The organism is Tropicimonas sp. IMCC34043, assembly GCF_003390845.1.
GTDB lineage: Bacteria > Pseudomonadota > Alphaproteobacteria > Rhodobacterales > Rhodobacteraceae > Tropicimonas.
Genome location: NZ_QMEK01000001.1, coordinates 1,359,510 through 1,385,589 on the forward strand (window position 1 = coordinate 1,359,510; position 26,080 = coordinate 1,385,589).

General features: G+C 65.2%; 23 protein-coding genes. 13 read left to right on the plus strand and 10 right to left on the minus strand.

Features of this window, described 5'->3' with window-relative positions; translation table 11 throughout:
• Positions 1 to 87: 87 nt before the first annotated feature.
• Positions 88 to 609: a CBS domain-containing protein gene (locus DQG17_RS06385; protein WP_116131889.1), complete on the plus strand. Its 522-nt coding sequence runs from the start codon at positions 88 to 90 to the stop codon at positions 607 to 609.
• Positions 610 to 740: 131 nt separating this feature from the next.
• Here DQG17_RS06385 and DQG17_RS06390 read toward each other — a convergent pair whose 3' ends face one another.
• The 6 genes from DQG17_RS06390 to DQG17_RS06415 form a co-directional block, all read right to left on the minus strand.
• Complete coding sequence (locus tag DQG17_RS06390; protein ID WP_116131890.1) at positions 741 to 1,010, minus strand: hypothetical protein; 270 nt, start codon at positions 1,008 to 1,010, stop codon at positions 741 to 743.
• Between the two features lie 118 nt (positions 1,011 to 1,128).
• Positions 1,129 to 4,587 (minus strand): transcription-repair coupling factor, encoded by a 3,459-nt coding sequence (gene mfd / locus DQG17_RS06395; RefSeq protein ID WP_116131891.1) that lies wholly within the window; start codon positions 4,585 to 4,587, stop codon positions 1,129 to 1,131.
• Between the two features lie 79 nt (positions 4,588 to 4,666).
• Entirely contained in the window at positions 4,667 to 5,689 is a 1,023-nt protein-coding gene (locus DQG17_RS06400; protein WP_116131892.1) for an AbrB family transcriptional regulator, read from the minus strand.
• Positions 5,690 to 5,909: 220 nt separating this feature from the next.
• On the minus strand, positions 5,910 to 7,421 hold the full coding sequence (locus DQG17_RS06405; protein WP_116131893.1) for a tripartite tricarboxylate transporter permease: 1,512 nt from the start codon (positions 7,419 to 7,421) through the stop codon (positions 5,910 to 5,912).
• The gene (locus DQG17_RS06410; RefSeq protein ID WP_116131894.1) at positions 7,421 to 7,894 is read right to left on the minus strand and encodes a tripartite tricarboxylate transporter TctB family protein; all 474 of its coding nucleotides are present in this window, start codon (positions 7,892 to 7,894) and stop codon (positions 7,421 to 7,423) included. The genes DQG17_RS06405 and DQG17_RS06410 overlap by 1 nt, the downstream gene beginning before the upstream one ends.
• 71 nt (positions 7,895 to 7,965) lie before the next feature.
• Complete coding sequence (locus DQG17_RS06415) at positions 7,966 to 8,937, minus strand: tripartite tricarboxylate transporter substrate binding protein (RefSeq protein ID WP_116131895.1); 972 nt, start codon at positions 8,935 to 8,937, stop codon at positions 7,966 to 7,968.
• Between the two features lie 191 nt (positions 8,938 to 9,128).
• Here DQG17_RS06415 and DQG17_RS06420 point away from each other — a divergent pair, with 191 nt between their 5' ends.
• Both DQG17_RS06420 and DQG17_RS06425 read left to right on the plus strand, forming a co-directional pair.
• Positions 9,129 to 9,800: a response regulator transcription factor gene (locus DQG17_RS06420; protein WP_116131896.1), complete on the plus strand. Its 672-nt coding sequence runs from the start codon at positions 9,129 to 9,131 to the stop codon at positions 9,798 to 9,800.
• Positions 9,801 to 9,834: 34 nt separating this feature from the next.
• A complete protein-coding gene (locus DQG17_RS06425) occupies positions 9,835 to 12,222 on the plus strand; it encodes a sensor histidine kinase N-terminal domain-containing protein (protein WP_232829341.1) in 2,388 nt (795 codons plus the stop codon).
• A 155-nt stretch (positions 12,223 to 12,377) separates the two neighbouring features.
• Here DQG17_RS06425 and DQG17_RS06430 read toward each other — a convergent pair whose 3' ends face one another.
• Complete coding sequence (locus DQG17_RS06430; protein WP_232829342.1) at positions 12,378 to 12,893, minus strand: component of SufBCD complex; 516 nt, start codon at positions 12,891 to 12,893, stop codon at positions 12,378 to 12,380.
• A 257-nt stretch (positions 12,894 to 13,150) separates the two neighbouring features.
• Between DQG17_RS06430 and hemB the strand changes: the two genes are divergently transcribed.
• Together hemB and DQG17_RS06440 are read left to right on the plus strand one after the other, a co-directional pair.
• Positions 13,151 to 14,152 (plus strand): porphobilinogen synthase, encoded by a 1,002-nt coding sequence (gene hemB, locus DQG17_RS06435; RefSeq protein WP_116131898.1) that lies wholly within the window; start codon positions 13,151 to 13,153, stop codon positions 14,150 to 14,152.
• Between the two features lie 145 nt (positions 14,153 to 14,297).
• A complete protein-coding gene (locus tag DQG17_RS06440; protein ID WP_116131899.1) occupies positions 14,298 to 14,864 on the plus strand; it encodes a YSC84-related protein in 567 nt (188 codons plus the stop codon).
• Between the two features lie 12 nt (positions 14,865 to 14,876).
• On the opposite strand, the gene DQG17_RS06445 is transcribed toward DQG17_RS06440, so the two are convergent.
• The 3 genes from DQG17_RS06445 to DQG17_RS06455 all read right to left on the minus strand — a co-directional run bounded on the left by DQG17_RS06445 (position 14,877) and on the right by DQG17_RS06455 (position 16,939).
• Positions 14,877 to 15,635: a gamma-glutamylcyclotransferase gene (locus DQG17_RS06445; RefSeq protein ID WP_157973540.1), complete on the minus strand. Its 759-nt coding sequence runs from the start codon at positions 15,633 to 15,635 to the stop codon at positions 14,877 to 14,879.
• Positions 15,636 to 15,828: 193 nt separating this feature from the next.
• Positions 15,829 to 16,446: a peptidylprolyl isomerase gene (locus tag DQG17_RS06450; RefSeq protein ID WP_116131901.1), complete on the minus strand. Its 618-nt coding sequence runs from the start codon at positions 16,444 to 16,446 to the stop codon at positions 15,829 to 15,831.
• Complete coding sequence (locus DQG17_RS06455; protein ID WP_116131902.1) at positions 16,436 to 16,939, minus strand: peptidylprolyl isomerase; 504 nt, start codon at positions 16,937 to 16,939, stop codon at positions 16,436 to 16,438. Before DQG17_RS06455 ends, DQG17_RS06450 begins: the two co-directional genes overlap by 11 nt.
• Before the next feature lie 144 nt (positions 16,940 to 17,083).
• Between DQG17_RS06455 and pgk the strand changes: the two genes are divergently transcribed.
• The 8 genes from pgk (at position 17,084) to DQG17_RS06490 (ending at position 26,030) form a co-directional block, all read left to right on the plus strand.
• Positions 17,084 to 18,259, plus strand: coding sequence for a phosphoglycerate kinase (gene pgk, locus DQG17_RS06460; RefSeq protein WP_116131903.1), 1,176 nt, complete (start codon positions 17,084 to 17,086; stop codon positions 18,257 to 18,259).
• A 268-nt stretch (positions 18,260 to 18,527) separates the two neighbouring features.
• The gene (locus tag DQG17_RS06465) at positions 18,528 to 19,457 is read left to right on the plus strand and encodes a class I fructose-bisphosphate aldolase (RefSeq protein WP_116131904.1); all 930 of its coding nucleotides are present in this window, start codon (positions 18,528 to 18,530) and stop codon (positions 19,455 to 19,457) included.
• A 228-nt stretch (positions 19,458 to 19,685) separates the two neighbouring features.
• The gene (locus tag DQG17_RS21830; RefSeq protein ID WP_198666036.1) at positions 19,686 to 19,862 is read left to right on the plus strand and encodes a hypothetical protein; all 177 of its coding nucleotides are present in this window, start codon (positions 19,686 to 19,688) and stop codon (positions 19,860 to 19,862) included.
• 207 nt (positions 19,863 to 20,069) lie between these two features.
• A complete protein-coding gene (locus DQG17_RS06470) occupies positions 20,070 to 20,372 on the plus strand; it encodes a septum formation initiator family protein (RefSeq protein WP_116131905.1) in 303 nt (100 codons plus the stop codon).
• Between the two features lie 288 nt (positions 20,373 to 20,660).
• Positions 20,661 to 21,671 (plus strand): pyruvate dehydrogenase (acetyl-transferring) E1 component subunit alpha, encoded by a 1,011-nt coding sequence (gene pdhA, locus DQG17_RS06475; protein ID WP_116131906.1) that lies wholly within the window; start codon positions 20,661 to 20,663, stop codon positions 21,669 to 21,671.
• 24 nt (positions 21,672 to 21,695) lie between these two features.
• A complete protein-coding gene (locus tag DQG17_RS06480) occupies positions 21,696 to 23,081 on the plus strand; it encodes a pyruvate dehydrogenase complex E1 component subunit beta (protein WP_116131907.1) in 1,386 nt (461 codons plus the stop codon).
• Positions 23,082 to 23,091: 10 nt separating this feature from the next.
• Positions 23,092 to 24,402 carry a pyruvate dehydrogenase complex dihydrolipoamide acetyltransferase gene (locus DQG17_RS06485; RefSeq protein WP_116131908.1) on the plus strand — a complete coding sequence of 437 codons (1,311 nt, stop codon included), beginning with the start codon at positions 23,092 to 23,094 and terminating at the stop codon, positions 24,400 to 24,402.
• Positions 24,403 to 24,488: 86 nt separating this feature from the next.
• Positions 24,489 to 26,030 (plus strand): glycosyltransferase family 39 protein, encoded by a 1,542-nt coding sequence (locus DQG17_RS06490; RefSeq protein ID WP_116131909.1) that lies wholly within the window; start codon positions 24,489 to 24,491, stop codon positions 26,028 to 26,030.
• Positions 26,031 to 26,080: the final 50 nt, after the last annotated feature.

The following is a 26,080-nucleotide window of genomic DNA, read 5'->3' on the forward strand; positions in this document are numbered from 1 at the left end:
CGGGGAATTGAACCGCGCTAGAATGGATCGAAGCTCCGGCAGGCGGCACGACCCACCGCCCCGGAATAGAGGAGAAAGAGTGGACCAATGCACCGCAAGACCGAACATCCGATCAGCCACGAGAACCCGCATACGCACAGCCAGTCGCTCGAATCGAACATGATGCCGAGCGGGACCTCGGCCACGGCCCAGATGGTGCTGGACGACAAGGGGGGAGAAATCTACTCGGTCCGTCCCGCCGATTCGGTCCATCATGCCTCGGAGGTGCTGAAGGCCCACAACATCGGCGCGGTGCTGGTACGCGACCAGAACGGCCATATGGTGGGGATCCTGACCGAACGCGACATCGTGCGCGGCTTTGCCGAACTGCCGGGCGAGACTTATAGCAAGCAGGTCGAGGATCTGATGACGAAGGATGTCATCACCTGCGCCGCCGGCGATCACGTGTTCGAATTGCTGCACGTGATGGTCAAGGGCAACTTCCGCCACCTGCCGGTGATGGATGGCGACCATGTGCTCGGCGTGATCTCGATCCGCGACGTGGTGAAGTTCCGCCTGCAGGAGCTGGAATACGAGGCGCTGAAGCTGAAACAGATGATCGTCGGCTGACCCCGCGATCCCGGTACCGTCGCGGCCCAGCCCAGAGTTCCGAACCGGCGCCGTACCAGCGACCCCTCGCCTCTATCGGCCTCGGGCGGGGGCGCAAACGCGCCCCAACCCTGTGGCCGCGCGCGTCCCTCCTAACTGACGCCATCCATCAGCACATAGACGTCGATTGGCGGGACGACCGTATGTTCCACCTGGGACCGGGTGGCGGCCTCGCTGCTGACCGCGGCCTTCATCCGGTCGAGGTCGACCCCCTCGCAGAGGAGTGCGACCCGATCCGCCTCGGCATGACGCAGCACGCGGTAGCTGTCGCAGAACTCCGCAAAGATCTTCTTGCGCATGTCGCCGCCCTTCAGCCAGGTGTCCATGTTCCCCACCGCGTGGCTCAGGATTACCGTTGTCATCCGCCGTCTCCTCCCCTGTTCTGCGCCGGCGATCCCGGCGCTGAAACCAAGGTTAACACAATGTGACGTCGATGGCTGTTACGTTCCGGGGATCGGCAAGGTGCGGGGCGCGGCGCCGTCAGCGCACGGCGGTCGCCGCGGCTGCGTTCGCGTGCTCGGCCAGATCCCGCGCGATGGCGAAGGCCCCCTTGATCTTGTCGGCGTTGCTGGCCCAGTCGCGGCGCACGATGATCTTGTTGTCCTTGATCTTTGCGGTTCCGCCCTGGTCCTGAACGAAGGCCACCAGCCCGGCGGGATTGGCGAACTTGTCGTTGTGGAACTGGATCGTCGCGCCTTTGGGTCCGCCGTCCAGCCGGGCGATGCCGGCGCGTTTGCACATCGCCTTGATCCGCACGATCAACAGCAGCGTATTGACCTCTTTCGGCAGCTTGCCGAAGCGGTCGATCAGTTCGGCCGCGAAGCCTTCGAGCTCGACCTTGGTGGTCAGCGCCGAGAGCCGCCGGTAAAGCCCGAGACGCACGTCGAGATCGGGCACATATTCCTCGGGGATCAGCACCGGCACGCCAAGGTTGATCTGCGGCGCCCACTGGCCGTCGTCGTCGGTCAGACCTTCGAAGTCGCCGGAGCGGATCCGGGAAATCGCCTCTTCCAGCATGGTCTGGTAAAGCTCGTATCCGACCTCGCGCATCTGGCCGGACTGCTCCTCGCCCACCAGATTGCCGGCCCCGCGAATATCGAGGTCCTGCGAGGCGAGCGTGAATCCCGCCCCGAGGCTGTCGAGCGAGCCGAGCACCCGCAGCCGCTTTTCCGCCGTCGCGGTCAGCTTGGCCCGCGGCTTGGTGGTCAGATAGGCATAGGCCCGCGTCTTGGCGCGCCCGACCCGGCCGCGAATCTGATAAAGCTGCGCCAGCCCGAACATGTCGGCCCGGTGCACGACCATGGTGTTGGCGGTCGGAATATCCAGACCCGATTCCACGATGGTGGTGGCCAGAAGCACATCGAACTTGCCGTCATAGAAGGCGTTCATCCGGTCATCGAGCTGCCCTGCCGCCATCTGGCCATGCGCCACCACATAGCTGACCTCGGGCACCTGTTCGCGCAGGAACGCCTCGATCTCGGGCAGGTCCGAGATGCGGGGGACGACATAGAAACTCTGCCCGCCGCGATAATGTTCGCGCAGCAGCGCCTCGCGGATGGTGATGGCGTCGAATTCGGACACGTAGGTGCGGATCGCCAGCCGGTCGACCGGCGGCGTGCCGATGATCGACAGATCGCGCACCCCCGACAGCGACATCTGCAGCGTCCGCGGGATCGGCGTCGCGGTCAGCGTCAGCACATGGACGTCCGAGCGCATCTCCTTCAGCCGTTCCTTGTGGGTGACGCCGAAGTGCTGTTCCTCGTCGATGATCAAGAGGCCGAGGTTCTTGAACTTCACCGCCTTGGCAAGCAGCGCATGGGTGCCGATGGCGATATCGACCGAGCCGTCGGTCAAACCCTTGCGGGTCTCGGCGGCCTCCTTCGAGGACACGAAGCGCGACAGCGGCCGCACCTTGAGCGGCAGGCCGCGGAACCGCTCGGCAAAGCTCTTGCCGTGCTGACGAGCGAGCAGCGTCGTCGGCGCGATCACCGCGACCTGCATCCCCGACATCGCGGCGACAAAGGCCGCGCGCATCGCCACCTCGGTCTTGCCGAAACCGACATCGCCGCAGATCAGACGATCCATCGGCATCCCCGATCCGAGGTCGGTCAGCACATCCTCGATCGCCTTCAGTTGGTCCTCGGTCTCCTGATAGGGGAAACGGGCCGAGAATTCCTCCCAGATGTGATGCTCGGGCTCCAGCACCGGCGCCTTGCGCAGCGCGCGTTCGGCGGCAATGCGCATCAGCTTGTCGGCGATCTGGCGGATCCGCTCCTTCAGCTTGGCCTTCTTGGCCTGCCAGGCGCCGCCGCCGAGCCTGTCGAGCAACCCCTCTTCATGGCCGAAGCGCGACAGCAGTTCGATATTCTCGACCGGCAGGTAAAGCCGCGCGCCTTCGGCATATTCGAGATGGATCATCTCGTGATCGGCGCCGAGCGCATTGACGATCTCGAGGCCCTTGTAGCGGCCGACACCGTGATCGACGTGCACGACCAGATCGCCGGGGCTGAGCGACTGCGCCTCGGTCAGGAAATTCTCCGCCCGGCGTTTGCTGCGCGGCTTGCGGATCAGCCGGTCGCCCAGAACATCCTGTTCCGAGATGACCGTCAGCCCCTTGCCCTCGAAGCCGTGTTCCAGCGCCCAGACCGCAAGGTAGAGCCCGCCCTTGCCCTCGGGGATGTCGCGGTCGTCGCGGATCTCGGTCAGGCCGAGGACGCCCTCGTCCTCCATCAACCCCTTCAGGCGTTCGCGCGCGCCCTCGGAATAGCTGGCGACAACGACATTGCCATGGTCGCGTTTTGCCCGAACATGATCGGCGAGGGCCGCAAAAAGATTGACGTTTTCCAGCTTTCGCTCGGGCGAGAAGTTGCGCCCGATGCGGCCGCCCGCGTCGATCACGCCCGGCCCGACGCCCTGCGGCAGCGCCGAAAGCCGCAGCATCCGGTGGTCTGCAATGGCCGCAGCCCAGGCCGCATCGTCAAGATACAGCCCCTGCGGCGGTGCGGGTTTATAGACGGAATCGAGCCGCGCCCGCGAAGTCATCGCCTCGCGCCGGTTGTCATAGCTGTCGGCAATCGAGTCCCAGCGCGCGATGCGGGCAGCCTCGCCCTGATCGTCGAGAATGATCGTGGCGCCGGGGAGATAGTCGAAGATGGTCTCGAGCCGGGTGTGGAAGAACGCCAGCCAATGTTCCATCCCGGCGTGTTTGCGCCCGGCGCTGACCGCCTCGTAAAGCGGATCGTCGCTGCCCGCGGCACCGAATTCGATGCGATAGGTCTGGCGGAACCGGGTGATCGACGCCTCGTCGAGGATGACCTCGGACACCGGCGCCAGATCGACCGAGTTGAGCTTTTCGATGGTGCGCTGGGTCGCGGCGTCAAAGCGGCGCGCGCCGTCGAGAACATCGCCGAACAGATCGAGCCGCACCGGACCCGCGTGTCCCGGCGGGAAGATGTCGATGATGCCGCCGCGCACGGCGTAATCGCCGGGTTCGGTTACTGTCGGGGCCTGCGAGAATCCCATGCGCGCCAGGAACTGGCGCAGGCCCGCCTCGTCGATCCGGTGGCCGACCCGGGCCGAGAACGCGGACTCGCGCAGCACTGCCCGCGCGGGCACGCGCTGGGTCGCGGCATTCAGCGTCGTCAGCAGGACGAAAGGGCCCGGCACGCCCGCGGCAAGGGCCGCAAGCGTCGCCATTCGCGCCGCCGAGACATCGGGGTTGGGCGAGACCCGGTCATAGGGCAGGCAGTCCCAGCCCGGAAAATCCAGCACCACGGCATTCGGCGCGAAGAACGCCAGCGCCTCGCGCATCGCCGCCAGCCGCTTGTCGTCGCGCGCCACGTGCACGACGGCCGCGCCCTTTTCCAGTTCGCGCGCCAGCAGCCAGCCGTCGAACCCCTCCGGCGCGCCGCCGGCGATGATATGTGCGCCCTTGCTCATGACCGATGTCACCTAGGCCAGCCGCGGCCGGTGTCAACCGCGAACCGTCCCGCCGACCCGGCCGTGTGGTGCCGGGCCGTCAATGCCGCCGCGACCGGCTCAGCAGAATTGGCACCAGAATCACGAGGATCACGATCCGGGCAAAGTGGTGCGTCGCGACGTATGCCGGATCGTAGCCGAGCGCGAGGCCGATGGCCGCCATCGCCTCGACCCCTCCCGGCGCATAGGCGATCCAGACCTGCCCCAATGGCAACCCGGTCAGGAACGCCGTCAGGCAGGCAAAGGCAATCGACATCGCAAGGGTCGTGCCAATCAGCACAGCCCCAGCGCGCCCCATGGCCAGCAGCTGCCGCCCCGAGATCGACGTCAGCCGCGTGCCAAGCACGGTTCCGGTGACCACGAAGCTTGCAAAGATGGCCCAGCTCGGCGCGGGGCCATTGGCCAGTCCGGCAACGTGGGCGCTGGCGCTGAGGATCATGCCGATCAGCAGCGACGCGGCCGGGATTCTCCACCGCGCCGCGGGGATGCTAAGGCCGAGCGTCAGCAGCAGAATCACGGTCAGCGCGAGAGGTTCCATCGCCGCCGAACGGACAAGCCCGACCGACGGTGCGTCCATTACCGTCGCCAGCGGCGGCACGACGGCCACAAGCACCAGAAGGCGAATGACCTGAAGGATGGTAATGGCCGTGACATCGCCGTGACCGTCAAGCGCAATGGCGATGGCGTTCGACATGGTGCCGGGCGCGCTGGCCAGCAGCGCGGTTTCGGCATCCAGACCGAACCAGTTGCGAAGGATCGCCGCCCCCGCCAGCAAGGTCGTCAGCAGCGACACCGCCAGCAGCAGCAGACTGATGGACCAGGAGCCGAGTTGGCTCAGCGCATCGGCCTGAACGCCGGCGCCGAGCGAGATGCCGATCATGCCAAAGGCCACGTCGCGCAGCCGACCCGGAACCGCCATGGCAAGACCCGCGGTTGCAGCAATGGCGACCGCGATGCTCGACCCGATCAGCGCGGCGGCCGGCAGACCCAGCAGGGTGGCGCAGACGGCGCCGGCCAGACCGATGGCACCGGCCAGAATGCCTTTGCGAACAGCGTCGTTCATCGTGTCGTTGTCTTCAGCAAGTCTGGCGACCTAGTCCTGTGCGCATTTCGGTTTGCCCGACTGTGGGGTCTTTCCAGACTCTTGCGGGGCGTGGCGAGGCGCAGGCAGTCAAAGCGCCGGGGCATGACCTTGCCCTCACTCTACGACCGGCACACCCGCACGCGCCGGCCTGACGACCCGTGGTCCCGGCCCGCCAGCGGCAGGCCGGTTCCCTGTTGCCTCAATCGTCGCTGTCGGGCAGCGTCCGCGCGCGTCGGCCGAGCCAGATCGGCAGCACGACGACGACCAGCGCGAGACCGTAGAGCATGACGCTTTTCCAGTTCTCGATCAGGATGCCCCAGTCGCCGCCCGAGATCGACAGCGCCCGGCGCAGGTTGTCTTCGAACAACCCGCCCAGAACGAAACCGAGGATCACCGGGGCGAGCGAGAAGTCGAGCTTGCGCAGGAACCAGCCAAAGATGCCGAGCCATGTGATCATGAACAGATCGAACGGGTTGCCGACGATGGAATAGATGCCGACGAAGGCCAGGATCGCGATCAGCGGCGTCAGGTAGTGCTGCGGAATGGTCAGCATCCGCGCGAACAGACCGACGAGCGGCAGGTTGATGATGAGAAGCGCGATATTGCCGACGTACATCGAGGCGATAAGGCCCCACGCAATCTCGGGCCGCTGCGCGAACATCAGCGGACCGGGCTGAATGTTGAACATCAACAGCGCCCCAAGCAGGATCGCTGTCGTTCCCGATCCCGGGATCCCCAGTGTCAGCATCGGCACCATGGCACCGCCGGCCGAGGCATTGTTGGCAGCCTCGGGCGCCGCAAGTCCGCGGATGTCGCCGGTGCCAAAATTCTTGCCGCCTTCGCCGGCGATCCGCTTTTCGGTGCCATAGGCGACAGCGGACGCCACCGACGCCCCGGTGCCCGGCAGCACGCCGATGAAAAAGCCGATCAGCGAGCAGCGCAGGATCGTCCACTTGGTCGCCATCAGGTCGGACCAGCGCACGAAGCTGTTGTCGACCGGAAGCGTCTTGAGCCGGCCCGTCACCTGCTGTTCGACCAGATGCAGCAGTTCCGCCATGCCAAAGAGGCCGACGACCACGATCAGGAAATCGATGCCGGCGAGGATATCGGGGATCCCGAAGGTAAATCGGGCGACACCCGTATTGCTGTCGATGCCGACGGTCGCCAGCATCAGGCCGATCAGGGCGCCGAGCAGCGTCTTGACCGTGCTCTTGCCGACCAGCGAGGCCAGCGAGGCAAAGGCGAAGACCATCAGCGCCACATAGTTCGCCGGCGAGAAGGTGACCGCGAATTTCGCCAGCAGCGGGCCGAACAAGGTCATCAGGATGACCGCGATGGTGCCGCCGACGAAACTGGCGACAGCGGACAGGGACAGGGCCCGCCCCGCCTCGCCCTTCAGCGCCATCGGGTGACCGTCGAGCGTTGTCATCACGGCACCGGAATCGCCTGGGACGTTCAGCAGGATCGACGAGATCCGCCCGCCGTATTCCGCGCCATAATAGATCCCGGCCAGCAGGATCAGCGCGCTTTCGGGCGGAAAGCCAAGGCCATAGGCAATGGGCAGCAGGATCGCGACGCCGTTGATCGGCCCAAGGCCGGGCAGCGCCCCGATCAGGGTGCCGGCAAAACAGCCCAGCAGCACCAGCATCAGGTTGAACGGCATCAGCGCGACGCCAAAGCCTGTCGTCAGGCCGGAAAGGACCTCTCCCATCAGGTTGCTCCTTCGCCGGATGTCGGACGTTGGGTGAAGACCTCGATCAGGTCCCCGCTGGGCAGGTTCAGATCCAGCAGGCTCACGCAAAGCAGATAGCCGAAGACCCCGGCGCAGACGCCAAAAATGGCCGACCGCCTCCAGGTGGCCCCCAGCATCCGCGCCACAATCAGACCGAACAGAATGGTCGAAACGATGAACCCCAGCGGCTCGTATAGCTCGGCATAGGCGACCAGCAGCACGATCATCGCCGCAAGGCGGAACCATGTCTGACGTGCGACGCCGATGCTGTCGGTGTCAGGCTTCCACAGGATGACCAGGATGCACAGTGTGGCCACGACAGACAGGATCCGCGGCCAGCTTTCCGGCCCGAGGGGGTCGTATTGAAACGGGGCCTTGATGATGGTGAACGCAATGAAACCATAGATCAGCGTCACGATCAGAAGGACCCCGGCGAAAATCCGGTCGGCCATGGGCACACCTTTGGAAAATGGGGGCAGAAATCGGCCCGGCGGACGGTGTCGCCGGGCCTTCGGTCACGACATTACTGGATCAGGCCCGCTTCGGACGCGATCGTCCGCAGGGCGTCCATGCGTGTCTTGATGGAGGCCTGAAGCTCCTCCCCCGCAAGGTTCAGCGGCAGCAGACCCTTGTCGTTCTGGATCTTGGCCCATTCCTCGGTGCCATAGGCGGTTTTGAAGGCGTCGACCCAGGAGTTGTAATCCGCGTCAGACACGTCCTTGCCCATGTAGAACCCGCGCAGGATCGTCCATTCGACGTCGAAGCCCTGTTCCTTTGCGGTGGGAATATCGGCGAACGGCACATCCAGACGCTCGGGGGCCAAAACCGCGAGAACGCGCATGGTGCCTGCTTCCAGATGCGGAACCATTTCGCCGACGTCGCCCATGTAGACGGCAATCGAACCGCCCAGCAGGCCGGCAATCGCATCGCCACCGCCGTCGAACGCGACGTATCGCATGGCCATCGGCGATGCACCGGTCTCGCGGATCAGCAATGCCGCCTTCATCCAGTCCTGCGACCCGACCGAGCCGCCGGCGCCGATCACCGTTCCGGCAGGGTCCGCACCAAGATCGGCCATAAGCTGGTCGAGCGAGGTGTATTTGCTGTCGTCCCGCACCACGACGGCGCCAAAGTCCGCACCGGCAGTGGCGACGAACCGCACGTCATCCTCGGTGAAGGCGCCATATTTGCCGGTGGCGATGTTCAGAAGCGATCCGGTCGAAAACGCCACGATGGCGTTCGGATCGTCCCTGCGGGTCGTGTTGAAGAGGTTGTAGGCCACAGCGCCGATGCCGCCGGGCATGAACGTGACCTGCATCGGTCCCCCGAAATGGTCGGCCAGACCGGCCTGGGCGACACGGCAGGTGACGTCAAAACCGCCACCGGGCTTTGCCGGCGCGATGCATTCGGGTTTGGTGACGTCGGCAAATACGACGGTGGGCAGGGTCAGGCTGGCGGCTACCAGCAGGCCGCCGCAGAAGCGGATCATCGTCATAGGGTCTCCTCCCATTGAGACTTTTGTTTTCGGTCGGGCAAGGCCCTGCACCAACGTTAACAATGATGCCTGTCGCGACGCTGTTGCATGGCTGTTGCGGACCTGACCTGAACCTGACCGGACCCTGACCTGCCCTTCCCGCCACGGGCATGTGGCTATACCGGCGCCACGCGGGTCTGTAGACTGGCCGCATGCGCATGCTTCTGGTGGAAGATAACGACGACCTGGCCGAGACGATCATCGATCGCCTTCGGTCCGAAGGTCATTCCATCGACCGCGAATCCGATGGCGACGAGGCGAACGCGCTGCTGCGCCACGCGCGGTTCGACATCATCCTGCTCGATGTGAACCTGCCGGGCCGCAGTGGCTATGAGACGTTGCGGTCGATGCGCGCGCGCGGCGACCAGACCCCGGTGCTGATCCTGACCGCGCGCAGCCAGATCGACGACCGGGTGATCGGGCTGGATGCAGGCGCCGATGACTACATGGTCAAGCCGGTCGATTTTCGCGAATTGTCGGCGCGCTGCCGCGTGCTGGCACGGCGGCGGGCGGGCAACGCCAGCAACGTGTTTTCCGCCGGCGATCTGACATTCGACCGGGCGGCCAAGCGGGCAACGGTGCGCGGACAGGATGCCGAACTGCGCGCCCGCGAGATCCAGTTGCTGGAAATCCTGATCGACAACCTCGGCCGGATGCTGACCAAGGAAGAGGTCGCCGACAAGCTCTACAGCTTCGACGAGGCCCCCAGCCTGAATGCCGTGGAACAGCTGGTCGCACGCCTGCGCAAGAAGCTCGATGGCACGCCGCTGGTCGTCAAGACCGCCCGAGGATTGGGGTACATGGCCTATGTGGCCGAGGATTGATCGCACCTTTTCACTGCAGAGACGTCTGCTGACGATGATGGCGCTGGGGTTCCTCGGCCTGCTGCTGATCATCTCGGCCCTGCTCTGGCGGTATTCGCGCGCAGCCTCGAACCACACCTACGACCTGCTTCTGGCAGGTGCGGCGCTGTCGGTACTGGAACGCGTGTCCTCCGGACCGAGCGGCATCACCGTCGATCTGCCCACATCCGCGATGGATATTCTGGCGCTCGCCCCCGATGATCGGGTCGTCTATCGCGTCTATTCCATGACCGGAGGCGAGATCACCGGAACACCGGCGTTGCCCGGACCGCGCGACGACAGCCCAAGTTCGCAGCCGGCGTTCTATGACGCGGAGTTTGGCGCGCCGTTCCGATTTGTGCAGCAGGGACGACAACTGATCACGCCCGGCGGTCAGGAATGGGTGGTCGTCCAGATCGGCCAGACGCGGGCGGCCAGAACGGCGCAGCAATGGTCGCTGTTCCTGAACAGCATGGCGGGGCTGGCGGCGGTTTCGCTGATCGGCCTCGGGTTTGTCTGGCTCGCGATCCGCACAGCGCTTGCCCCGCTGCGCGAGCTTGCCATGGACCTGCGCCGGCGCGATCCCGACGACCTGTCCCAGATCGAAGGCGACCCGCCGCGCGAGATCCGCAGCCTCTTTGATGCAATCAACGGCTTCATCGCGCGCCTGCACAGCAACCGAAGACTGACCGAAACCTTCATCGCCGACGTCGCCCACCAGACCCGCACGTCGCTGTCGGCGTTGCAGGGACAACTGGGGCTGGCAGCGGATGCGACGAGCTTCGAGCAGATGAAACGACGTGTCATCAAGGCAGAAAGCCACGGCAAACGCACGGTGCGCCTGACCAACCAGTTGCTTGCCCATGCGATGGTCATCCACCGCTCGGAAACCGGCACCCTTCGGCCCGTCGCGTTGAAACCGCTGGTGACCGAGCTTCTGACCGACATGCATCGCGACCTCGACATGCGCGGCGTGACCGTGACGCTCGACGCAGATGCGCTGGCCCCGGGCGAGGATCTGGTGCGCGGCGACGCGGTGTCGATCCGCGAGGCATTGTCGAACCTGCTGGAAAACGCCCGCCGCCACGGTCCGCCCGACAATACCATCGACATCATGCTGGAATCCTGCGGCCCCGACTGTCTGTCGCTGATTGTCGAGGACGCAGGGCCCGGCATCGCCCCCGCCGACCGCGGGCGCGCGACCGAACGGTTCACCTCGATTGCGCGCGACACCGCCGGATCGGGACTTGGGCTTTCCATCGTGCGCGCGGTCGCGGACAGCCACGATGCCCATCTGCTGCTCGGAACCTCCCGGCACGGCGGGCTGAGAGCGGAGATCAGGTTCCGCCGTCTCCTGACCGTGCAGACAGGAAGGGCCGTCCTTGCGGCAACCGCGACCTGCCTTGCGCTGTTGCTCTGCGCCCCCCCGGCACAGGCCGAGGCTCAGACGGTGCTCACGATTGCCAGCTCCACCGACGCCCCGACCATGGTCCCGCTGATTGCGGGCTTCGAGGCGCTGCATCCGGGCGTCGAGGTTGCCTACCTCGAATACCAGACCGTCGATCTGTATCAGGACATTCTGAACGCCGCCCCGGACGACATGCCTGATCTGGTCATCAGCTCCGCGATGGACCTTCAGGTCGATCTGGTGAACCGCGGCCTCGCGCGCCGACTTGCCATCCCCGAGGCGTTCAACCCGCCCGAATGGGCGGTCTGGCGGTCGGAGCTGTTCGGGTTCACGTTCGAGCCCGCGGCCATCATCTATAACCTCGAGGCGATCGAGGCCGGATCGCTGCCGCAGGAACACCGCGAACTGGCAAATTTCATCCGCGACAACGAGGATAGCCTTCAGGGCAAGATCGGCACCTACGATCTGCGCCGGTCCGGCATCGGCTATCTCTATGCAACACAGGACGTTGTGCAGGGTCTTCAGGCGCAGCGCATGACCGAGGTGATGGGCCGCGCCCATGTCAGGACCTATTGTTGCACGTCCGAGATGATCGAGGCGACCGCGCGCGGCGATCTCGCCATCGCGATCAATACCATCGGATCCTATGCGCTCGGCGCCGCCGCGTCGGATCCCCGTATCGGCGTTCACTTCATGAGCGACTACAATCTTGTCATGGCGCGCACGGTGTTTGTCCCGCAGTCCAGCCAGCACCCTGACCTGGCCCAGCAGTTCGTCGCGTTCATGTTGTCGGACGGGCAGAAGATCATGGCGGACCAATCCGATCTGATCCCGATTCAGCCATTCGTGGCGCGTGACAACGTGGCGCCGTCGGGCCTTGCCGACCTTCCCGGCAGCTTCCTGCCGATCCGCCTTGGCCCCGGCCTGCTGACCTATCTCGACGCCCGCAAGAAGGCAGAATTCCTGTCGAACTGGGATGCCGCCGTCGAGGAATGACGGATCCGGGACATCTCGTCGTTCCATTCACGCAGGACAGCGCCCGGCAGTGGTGACGGCAAGTTTCTCAGGCGCTGGCACCACTGCCGGGCGCTCTGGCGCGGGAAAGGACGCAAGTGACCCCGAGGCCGCCAGACCGTCGGATCTCTGTTCGGTCACATCGGGCTCGGCAGGTTCTGCAGCATGCCCCAGAACGCAGTGGCGAAGATCGCCGTCATGCCGATCACCTGATTGAGCAACCGCTGCCATGCCAGCATTTCATGCATCCCCTGCCCGTCGGCTGCCCGGATCCGCCGCGCCGTGCGCACCGACAACGCGAAGACGCAGCAAATCGGCAGCGCCAGCAGAAACACCGCCTGGGCCAGTTCGATCCCATAGAGGAACCCGAGCAGCGCCAGCGTTGTCAGTGCAAAGCAGGCAAGCCCCAGTATCCAGGCCCCGCCGCTGTCGGCTGCCCGCAACAGCCGGATCACCTGCACCCGCACCATGTCGACAAGCTCCGCCTCGGCCTCGGCGCCATCGCGACGGGCGCGCAGGATCATGCCGTAAGGCACACCGAGAACGTAATGGATGGCCAGCGACCAGGTTGCGACGACGACGATCCAGTACCAAAGGTTCGAGAACGACCGGGTGTCGATCATGTCGAAAGTCGTGTGGTACCAGTCCTGCACCTGCCCGCTCTCCTTCAGACCGTGCCCTCCCCCCTGCCGGCCAGTCAGGGTCCAGAGCCTGACCTACAAGCCCCGCCCATGTCACGCAAGTCCCGGTTTCCGCAGGCTTCCCCCGGGTGGCTTCCACTGCGTCCGACTGGCGCGCCTCAGGGCTGGCGCTTGTGGCTGCCGTGAAAAGGTGCAACCTGACCGCGACAGGCTCAGGCGCCGGGTGACCGGCGCCGCACTTTTGCCGAGACCGAAAGGAGCGCCCCGCCATGCATCCGATCCTCCCCGCCTTTCCCGCGAACCGCCCCCGGCGGCTGCGCCGCACCGAGCAGCTACGCGCGCTGGCGCGCGAGACATTGCTTGCCCCCGGCGATCTGATCTGGCCGATCTTCGTGCGCGACGGACAGGGCGTGGCCGAAGAGATCGCATCGATGCCCGGTGTGTTCCGCCGTTCGGTCGACCGGATTGTCGAGGCGGCGGCCGAGGCGGCCGAGCTGGGCGTCTCGGCGGTCTGTCTGTTTCCTTATACCGACCCGTCGCTGAAGACCGAGGATTGCGCCGAGGCGTGGAACCCCGACAACCTGTGCAACCGGGCCATCCGGGCGATCAAGGCCGAGGTGCCCGACATCGCCGTCATGACCGACATCGCGCTCGATCCCTACAACAGCAACGGCCACGACGGCCTTGTCGTCGACGGGATCATCATCAATGACGAGACGGTCGAGGCGCTGGTGAAGATGGCGCTGGCACAGGCCGAGGCCGGGGCCGATATCCTCGGGCCGTCCGACATGATGGACGGACGTATCGGGGCGATGCGCACGGCGCTCGAGGCGGCGGGCTATCGCGATGTCGCGATCATGTCCTATTCGGCAAAATACGCCAGCGCCTTCTATGGTCCGTTCCGCGATGCGGTCGGCGCCTCGGGGGCACTGAAGGGCGACAAGAAGACCTATCAGATGGATCCCGCCAACAGCGACGAGGCGATGCGGCTGATCGCGCGCGACCTGGCGGAAGGGGCCGACATGGTCATGGTCAAGCCCGGCCTGCCCTATCTCGACATCTGCAGGCGCGCCAAGGACATGTTCGGCGCCCCGGTCTTTGCCTATCAGGTGTCGGGCGAATATGCGATGATCGAGGCCGCGGCCGCGAATGGCTGGATCGACGGCGAGAAGGTGATGATCGAAAGCCTGCAGGCGTTCAAGCGCGCCGGCTGCGACGGCATCCTGACCTATTACGCCCCGCGGGTTGCCCGGCGTCTGCGCGCCGGATAGGCCACGCCGGCAACACCTCGCCGGTGCAAATGCCATTTGCCCGGCCGGCCGGGTGACAGATCGGCGCAGTTTGCCTATACTGCGCCGAAACCGGCCGTTCAGTGTCGGGCCAGAGGCACACAGGCAGACCCCGGAGAGAGTTTCCATGCAATCGTTTCTGCCACTATCCCGCCGACGTTTTCTGGCGGTTTCGGCCGCGGCCACGCTGGTTGCGGGCTGCGACAACTCGGTGGGCACGGACGGTGCGACCCGGATCGACAACCGTGTCAATGCCACACGCGATTTCCTGTTCCGCAGCTATCCCGGCACCCGCGAGCTTGAAACGAAGGCCGCGGGCGTTCTGTGGATGCCGCTGGTCACCAAGGCGGGGTTCTTTGTCGGCGGCGGCTATGGCACCGGCGCACTCAGGATCAGCAACATCACCGTCGATTATTACGAGGCGATCCAGGCCAGCGCCGGGTTGCAGATCGGCGCCCAGCAATATGCCCATGCATTGTTCTTCATGACGCCCGAGGCGCTGGTCGCCTTCCGGACCTCGCCGGGATGGTCGGCGGGGGCGGATGCCACCTATGCGCTGATCGATCAGGGCGGCAACCTGTCGGCCCAGACCCTTATCTCGCGCGATCCGGTGATTGCGCTGGTCTTCGGCCAGACCGGGCTGATCGTGGGCGCGACGCTCGAAGGCACCAAATACCGCCGCATCGTTCCCTGAGGCCTGCCTGCGTCAGGCCTGTTGGGCCTGTTCCGCATGATATCGCCTTGCCGCATCGAGCAGCGAGGCAAGGTCGGGGTCTGCAATGCCGATGGCGTCGAACTGCCGGGCCAGGGTCTCGATATAGGCAAGACTGGTGCCAATGATGCCCTTGCCGGTCGCGATATATCGGATCTGGTCCTCGCGCGGCAGGTCCGGCACGATCGAGGCGGCAGAGCGGTCGGCGACAAAGGCAAGCGCCTGCACGGTGCCGAAATCGGTCTCGGCCGCGACCATGGTGGCATGATATCCCGGCGCAATCCTCTCGCGGCGCCAAAGCCGGTCGGTTTCGGCCTCGCGATCTGCCTCGGCAATGCAGAACACCAGTCCGTGGCATTCCACCCCCACATCGAGCCCGGCCATCAGCCCCGGCACCTCGGCCGTGCCGCGCACGCCCAAAGTATCGAGCAGACAGAAGCGTCGGGCATACCCTTCGATCCGGGCGCGTCGCACATCGGTGAAGGCGATCGCGGGGTCCCACATCAGCGATCCATAGGCAAAGACCCACATGTCGCCCTTCGGCCAGCTGGCCAGCGTGTGCTTGCGGCAGGCCTCGCGATCGGCCTCGCTGTGACACCAGCCTGCCGGCACGCCGCGGGCCGCCAGTTTTGCCTCCATTTCCACAGGTTCGAAGTCCCGAAAAAAGGACTGCTCGGACGGGGTGACCAGCCCGCGAAGTTCGGGATGGTGGCGGAATGGATCGAGAGGCGCGTCGATGGCGGGGGCGAACATGGGCGGTTCCTGGCAAATACAGTCCCGATGCATGCAGCAGCGGGTGAACGGTATATAAGGCAAAACCGCGCCCGGGTCCTGTGCACTGAGCCACAGGGCCTGTGACCGCATCGCACCCAGACTGAATGAAAAAGGGCCCGGGGTGCGCGTCATGCGCCTCCCGGGCCCTGGCAGGCCGAACCGAAGCTCGGGCCTATTTCTCGACGGTCACGCTGACCATATAGTCGGGGTCCTTGACCGCGCCGTTGCCAGCCTGGCTGCCCTTCTTGATCGCGTCGACCACATCCATGCCCTCGATCACCTGTCCGACCACCGTGTACTGACCGTTCAGGTGCGAAGCCGCGTCGAACATGATGAAGAACTGGCTGTTGGCCGAATTCGGGCTTTGCGACCGCGCCATGCCGACGGTGCCGCGTTCGAACGGCAGCTTCGAGAATTCGGCCTTGAGGTCGGGCATGTCCGAGCCGCCGGTGCCGACACGAGACAGCTCGCCGCCCTTCTTGCCGAACTCGACATCGCCGGTCTGGGCCATGAAGCCGTCGATCACGCGGTGGAACACCACCCCGTCATAGGCGCCCGATTCTGCCAGCGCCTCGAGCCGCGCGACGTGTTCGGGCGCCACCGCGGGCAGCAGGTCGATGACGATGCGGCCTTCGGTCTGGCCGCCGACCTCGATCACCAGATTGGGCCCCGGCCCGTCCTGGGCCGCCGCCGCCGGACCATGGGCGCCCGAGCCGAAGATGAAGAAGGCGGCAAGAACGGCGAGCCCGATGGCAAAGAAGCCGCCCGCCAGAAGACGATTATTCCGCATCGGCCGCCACCTTGACGCTGATCATCACGTCGGGCTCGCGCGGCGGCTCGCCACGGGTGATGGCATCGACATGCTCCATGCCTTCGATCACCTGGCCATAGACGGTGTACTGGCCGTTCAGGAAATCGTTGTCGCCGAAGTTGATGAAGAACTGGCTGTTGGCCGAGTTCGGGTTCTGCGACCGGGCCGCACCAAGCGAGCCGCGCGCATGCGGCAGGCGGGAGAATTCGGCCGGAAGATCCGGCAGGTCCGACCCGCCGGTGCCCGCACGGCGCAGGTTGCCGCCGGTCTTGCCGTGTTCGACATCGCCGGTCTGAGCCATGAAGCCGTCGATCACGCGGTGGAACACAACCCCGTCATAGGCCCCTGCACGGGCAAGCGTCTTCATCCGCTCGGTGTGCTTCGGCGCCACGTCGGGCAACAGTTCGATCACCACAGTGCCACCCTTCAGTTCCATGAGGATGGTGTTCTCGGGATCCTTGATATCGGCCATCGGGCCCTCCTTACTGACAGCATGGCGGGTATGTTCCCCGCGCTTCGGCGCGACCCTAAACCGCGTGAGCGCAAACCGAAAGCCCATAGCTGGCGCCCAAGGGTTGCGATAGAGCTGCGCCGAACCTGACAAGGGAGCACGCATATGACCTGGAAGACCCTCGACGACATGGACCTGGCCGGAAAGACGGTTCTGATCCGCGTCGACATCAATGTGCCGGTCGAAGACGGCAAGGTGACGGACGCGACACGGATCGAACGGATCGTGCCGACGATCAAGGACGTGCTGGCAAAGGGCGGCAAACCGGTGTTGCTGGCCCACTTCGGCCGGCCCAAGGGCAAGGTTGTGCCCGAGATGAGCCTGAAGGTGACGGTGCCGACGCTGGAAGAAAAGCTCGGGATGCCGGTGACTTTCATCGAGACCCCGACCCGCGCGATCATCGACGCCGAGCCGCAGGACAAGGTGATCCTGCTGGAGAACACCCGCTTTGACGCCCGCGAGGAAAAGAACGACCCCGAGCTGGCCGATTTCTATGCCTCGCTTGGCGACATCTATTGCAACGACGCGTTTTCGGCCGCCCACCGGGCGCACGCCACGACCGAAGGCATCGCACGCCGCCTGCCCTCCTGCGCGGGGCGCCAGATGCAGGCCGAACTGACAGCGCTCGAGGCCGCACTCGGCAGCCCCAAGCGTCCGGTTTGCGCCGTCGTCGGCGGTGCCAAGGTTTCGACCAAGATCGACCTGCTGAGCAACCTGATCGAGAAAGTCGATCATCTGGTGATCGGCGGCGGAATGGCCAACACCTTCCTCGTCGCCCAGGGTGTCGAGGTCGGCAAGTCGCTGGCCGAACGCGACATGGCCGATACCGCCCGCGCGATCCTCGAGAAATCGAAGACCACGGGGTGCGCCATTCACCTGCCGATCGACATCGTGGTGGCCCGCGAGTTCAAGGCCGGTGCGGAACACGAGATCCTTCCCGTCGACGAATGCCCGGCCGACGCGATGATCCTCGATGCCGGGCCCGAGACTGTCGCGGAACTGAAGACGATCTTCGCCGATTGCAAGACCGTGGTCTGGAACGGCCCGCTTGGCGCCTTCGAGATCGAGCCCTTCAACATGGCGACCTTTGCAGCCGCCCGCGCCGCAGCCGAACTGACCGCGGTGGGCAAGCTGATCACCGTCGCGGGTGGCGGCGACACGGTGTCGGCGCTGAACCAGTCGGGGGCTGCCAAACACTTCACCTATATCTCGACCGCTGGCGGCGCCTTCCTCGAATGGATGGAAGGCAAGGTCCTGCCGGGGGTCGCCGCTCTCGGCTGAGGCGATTCCACAAACGTTTCAGGGGCCCGGCGGTTCAACCGCGGGGCCCCTTTTCATTCCGGGAAACCGCCCGACGGCCCGCGCCGGACATTCCCACCCCGCATGGCAGATTTGCGAAACATGGCTTCAAACGCGGTTTTCGGCCCAAAAAGCCCGACTTCTGGGCTGAAAGCTGCGACTTAGCGCCATCATTCCGGTATCGTGGTTGCGCTGCCGCCGCCATGCTCGTACCCCCCGATGGAATCCACAAACATGAGGGATCGGATCCATGAAATCCACCAGAGTTGTCAGCAAGATCCTCGCCAACTACGAAGGCGAGACCCCGGGCGTTAAGGCCAACCTGTGCCGGATGCTGATGGCCGGAAAACTGAGCGGCACCGGCAAGATGATCATCCTGCCCGTCGACCAGGGATTCGAGCATGGTGCAGTCCGTTCGTTCGGCCCGAACCCGGCCGGTTACGACCCGCACTACCACTACCAGCTGGCCATCGACGCCGGGCTGAACGCCTATGCCGCGCCGCTCGCCTCGCTCGAAGCCGGTGCCGACACCTTCGCAGGCCAGATCCCGACGATCCTCAAGGTCAACTCCGCCAACTCGCTGATGTCGGGTACGGCCGCCAAGGATCAGGCCGTGACCGCCTCGGTTGACGATGCGCTGCGCATCGGCGCCTCGGCCATCGGCTTTACCATCTATCCCGGCTCCGACGCGATGTTCGGCATGTTCGAAGAGATCGTCGAGATGCGCAAGGAAGCGGCCGCCAAGGGGATCGCGACCGTGATCTGGTCCTACCCGCGCGGCGAAGGCGTAACCAAGGACGGCGAAACCGCGATCGACGTCGGCTCCTATGCCGCCCACATCGCTGCCCTGCTTGGCGCCCATATCATCAAGATCAAGCTGACGACCGACCACATCATGCAGGACGAGGCCCGCAAGGTGTTCGACGAACAGCACATCGACATCTCGACCCTGACCGCGCGCGTCAAGCATTGCGTCGACGCCTGCTTTGCCGGCAAGCGGCTCGTCGTTTTCTCGGGCGGTGCCAAGAAGGGCGCCGACAGCGTCTATGACGACGCCCGCGCGATCCGCGATGGCGGCGGCAACGGCTCGATCATCGGCCGCAACTCGTTCCAGCGTCCGCGCGAGGAAGCGCTGGCACTGTTCCAGAACCTGGTCGACATCTACAAGGGCAAAGCCTGACCCCAGGTCTGAGCCACGACTTGTTCCGGCCCGGCGCGTCATCGCGCCGGGCCGTTTTCTTTGCGGCCCCGCATTTCGGCCTGCGCAAGTCAGAAATGGTTCCCGGCAACGCCAGTGCTGACAGCAGCCCCTCTGCTGTGGTGGCCATTCCGGGCGCGGACTTGGATGGAACATGCCCCGGTGCCGGACGTTGACCCGGTATCCCATCACACAAACCAGAGGTGCATTATGTCAGATCCGGGTGTCGATATCGAAGTCCAGAAAAAGCGTCACAAGGGGCCGCTGATCGGCATGGCCGCTGCGGTGGTCTTCGCATTGGCCGCGATCCTGTTCTGGGCGCTCGCCTCGGGCGGCGACAGCGACGACACCGAAATGCCGCCCACGGCCCCTGCCGCAGCCGAGTGATCGGAGCGGCCGTCTGAACGGCGCGGTGCCCCGTCCGAAATGTTGCCGAAAAGGCGCACAAATGGCCGAACAGTTGCCTTGCGGCAGGTTCGGCGGCCGCTTGAGATTACAGGGGATTTTCAGGGCGAATCGTCTGTGCGATTGTCACTGGACGGGTCGCCGTCAGAGCGGCCGATTGAGGCGACACAAGGCAGAACGGGCAATCAGATGGTCAGCAGTTCGGCGCGTCCGGCGGTGAAATCCGCGGTCTTCCTGACCCTCACCTTCTCGCTTGGGATGTATTTCACCTTTGCAGCGGTACAGGGCGATTACGGCCTGTTCCGCCGTATCGAGGTCGAGGCCGAGACCCGCGCGCTGCTGAAAGAGCGCGCCGACCTGCAGGCCCGCGTGGCCGAGATGCAGAACAAGACTCACCGTCTGTCCGAGGATTTCCTCGACCTCGACCTGCTGGACCAGCAGGCGCGCGACGTGCTGGGCCTGATCCGGCCCGACGAGATCGTGATCCGCTGACCCGGCGTCGCCAACCCGAACCAAGTCACGCATCGCACACCCGTCGGCACAGCATCGGTCGATCCTGATCTACCCTCGGTTGAAGCAATCGCCAGATTCCACGCGTCGCGTCGACAAAGACCCTGATTTGACCCGATATTCGGCGCCAGGCGACCAGCGTCCCGGCCAGCGCATGACGGGTTTTCCCCGTTGCGGACGCCGCGGCGATTTTTCAAATGCTTTGCCTCCGGGGCTCTGCTAGACCATAATTCAACATTAAACTATTTCCTGGCGAGGGAGGCCACGCGGATGGCAGTTCGACGGACCACCAAGAAGCCCAACGTCTCCAAAGAGGAGCTGCTCGGCTATTATCGTGACATGCTGTTGATCCGGCGCTTCGAAGAGAAGGCGGGTCAGCTCTATGGCATGGGACTGATTGGCGGCTTCTGCCACCTCTATATCGGCCAGGAGGCCGTGGTGGTGGGAATCGAGGCGGCAGCCGAAGAAGGCGACAAGCGCATTACCTCGTACCGCGACCATGGCCACATGCTGGCCTGCGGGATGGACCCCAAGGGGGTGATGGCCGAACTGACCGGACGGTCGGGCGGGTATTCCCGTGGCAAGGGCGGCTCGATGCACATGTTCTCGAAAGAGAAGCACTTCTACGGCGGCCACGGCATCGTTGCCGCCCAGGTGCCGCTTGGCGCCGGGCTTGCCTTTGCCGACAAGTACAAGGGCAACGGCCGGGTGAGCTTTGCCTATTTCGGGGATGGCGCAGCCAACCAGGGGCAGGTCTATGAAGCCTACAACATGGCCGAGCTTTGGGATCTGCCGGTGATCTTCGTGATCGAGAACAACCAGTATGCCATGGGCACTTCGGTCGCCCGCTCGACCAAATCCAAAAGCCTGAGCGACCGTGGCCTTGCCTATGGGATCGAGGGCGAGGAAGTCGACGGAATGGACGTGCTGGCGGTGAAGGCCGCGGCCGAAACTGCGGTCGCCTACTGCCGCTCCGGCAAGGGCCCCTATATCCTCGAGGTCAAGACCTATCGCTATCGCGGCCACTCGATGTCGGACCCGGCCAAGTACCGGACCCGCGAAGAGGTGCAGAAGATCCGCGAAGAACGTGACGCCATCGAATCGGTGCGCCAGCTTTTGCTGACCGGCAATCACGCGACCGAGGACGAGTTGAAGGCGATCGACAAGGAAACCAAGGACGTCGTCAACGAGGCGGCCGAGTTCGCCAAGGAAAGCCCGGAACCGGCGCTCGACGAGCTCTGGACCGATATCTACGCCGACGAAGTACCGCAGCACGCCTGATCCGCGACCGGGAGAAAAACACACATGGCAACCGAAGTACTGATGCCCGCCCTGTCGCCGACCATGGAGGAAGGCACGCTGGCAAAATGGCTGGTCAAGGAGGGCGACGCCGTCTCCTCCGGTGACATTCTGGCCGAGATCGAAACCGACAAGGCGACGATGGAATTCGAAGCGGTCGACGAGGGGATCGTCGGCAAGATTCTGGTGGCGGCCGGCACCGAGGGCGTGAAGGTCAACACGCCGATCGCCGTGATGGTGGAAGAAGGCGAGGACGCCGACGCCGCGGTGGCCAGCGCCCCCGCCAAGGCCGAGGCCGAGGCCGATACCCCCGCCCCCGCCGCAAAGGCCCCCGCCGCCGCAGCAGAGGCTCCGGCCGCCGCCGCGCTGGCAGGCAAGGTGCCCGACCCCGATTTCCCCGCCGGCACGCCGACAAAGTCGATGACCGTGCGCGAGGCCCTGCGCGACGCCATGGCCGAGGAAATGACCCGCGACGAAAACGTCTATCTGATGGGCGAGGAAGTTGCCGAGTATCAGGGCGCCTACAAGATCAGCCAGGGACTGCTGGACAAGTTCGGCGCCAAGCGGGTGATCGACACGCCCATCACCGAACACGGCTTCACCGGCATCGCGGTCGGCTCGGCCTTTGCCGGCCTGCGCCCCATTGTCGAGTTCATGACCTTCAACTTTGCCATGCAGGCGATGGACCAGATCATCAACTCGGCCGCCAAGACGCTGTACATGTCCGGCGGCCAGATGGGTTGCCCGATCGTGTTCCGCGGCCCGAACGGGGCCGCCGCCCGCGTCGGCGCCCAGCACAGCCAGGACTATGCTGCCTGGTATGCCATGGTTCCGGGCCTGAAGGTCGTCATGCCCTATTCGGCCGCCGACGCGAAGGGCCTGCTGAAAACTGCGATCCGCGACCCGAACCCGGTGATCTTCCTCGAGAACGAAATCCTCTATGGCCGCAGCTTCGAGGTGCCGGTGCTGGAGGATTTCACCATTCCCTTCGGCAAGGCACGGATCTGGCGCGAGGGCAGCGATGTCACCATCGTGTCGTTCGGCATCGGCATGCACTTCGCGCTTGAAGCCGCCGAAAAGCTGGCGGCCGACGGTATTTCGGCCGAGGTGATCGACCTGCGCACGCTGCGCCCCATCGACTATGACACGGTGCTTGCCTCGGTGATGAAGACCAACCGCTGCGTCACCGTCGAGGAAGGCTGGCCCGTGGGCGCCATCGGCAACCACCTGTCGGCCTATATCATGACCCATGCCTTCGATTACCTCGATGCGCCGGTCCTGAACTGCACCGGCAGGGACGTGCCGATGCCCTATGCCGCCAATCTGGAAAAACTGGCGCTGGTGACCACCGATGATGTGATCGCCGCCGTCAAATCCGTGACCTACCGCTGAGGAACGCGCCATGCCCACCGAAGTTCTGATGCCCGCCCTGTCTCCGACTATGGAAGAAGGCAAGCTGGCGAAATGGCTGGTCAAGGAAGGTGATACCGTCGCCTCGGGCGACATCCTGGCCGAGATCGAAACCGACAAGGCCACGATGGAGTTCGAGGCGGTCGACGAAGGCATCGTCGGCAAGATCCTTGTCTCCGAGGGGACCGAAGGCGTGCCGGTCAACACGCCCATCGCCGTCATGCTGGCCGAGGGCGAGACCGCCGCCGACATCGGCGCGGCCTCGACACCCGCCCCCGCGGCCGCCGCGGGCAACGAGGCGGCCCCAGAAGGGGCCTCCGAGGCGCCCGCCACCCCGGCACCGGCAGCCCCCGCCGCCAGTGACGGCAGCCGCATCTTCGCCTCGCCGCTTGCCCGCCGGATCGCTGAATCGAAGGGCATCGACCTTGCCACCGTCGCCGGGTCCGGCCCGCACGGACGCATCGTCAAGGCCGATGTCGAAAACGCGAGCCCTGCCGCCGCCAAACCGGCACCTGCCGCCGCCGCGGCCGCACCCGCGCCTGCGGCGCCTGCCGCAGCAGCGGCCCCCGCCGGCCCATCGACCGCCACCGTGCTGAAGATGTACGAGGGCCGTCCCTATCAGGAAATCGCGCTCGACGGGATGCGCAAGACCATCGCCGCGCGGCTGACCGAAGCCAAGCAGACGATCCCGCATTTCTATCTGCGCCGCGATATCCGGCTCGACGCGCTGCTGAAGTTCCGCGGCACGTTGAACAAGCAGCTCGAGGCGCGGGGCGTGAAGCTGTCGGTCAACGACTTCATCATCAAGGCCTGCGCGCTGGCGCTGCAACAGGTGCCGACCGCGAACGCGGTCTGGGCCGGCGACCGGGTGCTGCAACTCAAACCCTCGGATGTGGCGGTTGCCGTCGCCATCGAGGGCGGGCTGTTCACCCCGGTTCTGAAGGACGCCGAGATGAAGTCGCTGTCGGCGCTGTCGGCCGAGATGAAGGATCTGGCGAAGCGTGCCCGCGACCGCAAGCTTGCGCCGCATGAATACCAGGGCGGAACCTTCGCGATCTCGAACCTCGGGATGTTCGGGATCGACAATTTCGATGCCGTGATCAACCCGCCGCACGGCGGCATCCTGGCCGTGGGTGCCGGCGTGAAAAAACCCGTTGTCGGCGCGGATGGCGAGGTGACCGTGGCCACGGTCATGTCGGTCACCCTGTCCGTCGATCACCGGGTGATCGACGGCGCGCTTGGCGCGGAACTACTGAAGGCAATTGTCGAGAATCTGGAGAATCCGCTCGGCATGCTCGCCTGACCGACCCTGTGTGGGGCTGGCGGCAAGGCGAAAAGCTGCGCTCAAGGTCCACATGACCGAAGCGCCCGACCATGACGTGAGGGAAAATGAAAACAGGTTCCCTTCGCCAGGCCGGGCGCCGCGCGGTCGATAGGGTTTCGGCCCTCTTCCGCAGGTTTCTGGCCCTGCCCGCCCCCTGGCCGCCGGTCATTGCGACGGTTCTGGTCATTTTGCTTGTCTGGGCGATCCCGGCCAGCAACGTCGGCGTCGGCGATCTGACCCAGAACGACGAGTTCCTGACGCTCGACCGTTCAACGTCCTTTGTCCGGCATCACGACTGGATGAACGTCTATTCGCTGAACGCGGTCTCGTTCCGCAAGCCGCCGCTGCAATACTGGATGAGCGCGCTTCTGATCGAGAACGGGATGGATCTGGTCCCGGCGCTGCGCTGGCCGTCGGTCCTGTTCGGTCTGGCGACGCTGGTTGCAACAGCGCTTCTGGCCGCGGCGGTGATGCCCGCGAACCTCTGGGCGATGCCCGCCGCGGTGCTGCTGACGGCCAGTTCCGACCGCTTCTGGAAAGGGTCCGTTTCGGCGATCCTCGATTCGGGCGCGATCTTTTTCTCGGTGCTTGCAGTCGCCGCCACGATTCTGGCGCTGCGCCGACCGGGCTGGTGGTATGTCGCGGCGGCGGCCATCGGACTGGGGGCGTTGCAGAAGGCGCCGGTCGCGCTGGCGTTCGTGGCTCTCTACCTTGTGTTCCTGTGGCTCACCGCGCGCTGGCACCCCTGCGGGTTTCGCAAGATCACGGGCGACAGGCACTTTCGGCGTAGCCTCGGTCTGGCGCTGGTCCTGGCGCTGTCCTGGCATGTGTTCCAGCTTGCCCAACACGGAATGGTTGCCATCACGGAGAGTTTCGGCGACCAGATGATCGGGCGGTTTTCCCCCTCGGCCGAAGCCGGTCTGATCCGCACCCCGGGCGAGGTCCTGAACCACCTTCTGGGAAGCGAGGATGTGCTGCGCGGCCTCGGCCTGCTGGCCCTGATTGTGCTTCCCTGGCGATTGAAGCGGTTCGAGCTGCTGCCGCTGCCGCTGATCGTGCTCTGCTATGCCACGGCGATCGCCTTCGCGACGGGCTTCATCTCGTATCGATACTCGATCTTCTTCGTGCCGTTCCTGTCGGTCGCGCTGGCGGCCGTGCTGCTGACGCTGCCTTTGGCGCCACGGTGGCTGACGGCTATCGTGATCGTGATCTCTCTTGCAGCCGGCGGACCGTTCAAGACCCGCGGCAGGCTCAGCGTCGATCCTGCCGCCGATACCCGCGCACAGATCGCCATCCTGGCCAGCGCCGGGCACAGCAATCGCCCCGACGACTCGCTGGTGATCTGCGGTTGGGGGGATGGCGATCATCTGCCGCCGGGCGCGATCAGCTACTACGCCTCGGAAGGTCGCCCTTTCATCCGCTTGTCCGACCCGGCGGAACTTGCGCGGCTCGCCGCCGCTGGCAACATTCCGGGCGGGATCCACGGCGTCTGCACCGCAGACCAGCTCGCACAACTCAAGGACGATCTCGTCGGGCTGGAAATTCTCGACACGCAGGAAGATTTTCGCCACTGGGCCGCTGCGGGGGCCATCGCGGGGGGCGGGTGACAGGTGTTGCCCTCGGGCGCCTGACCCCGGGTCCGGGTTTGTATCCCACC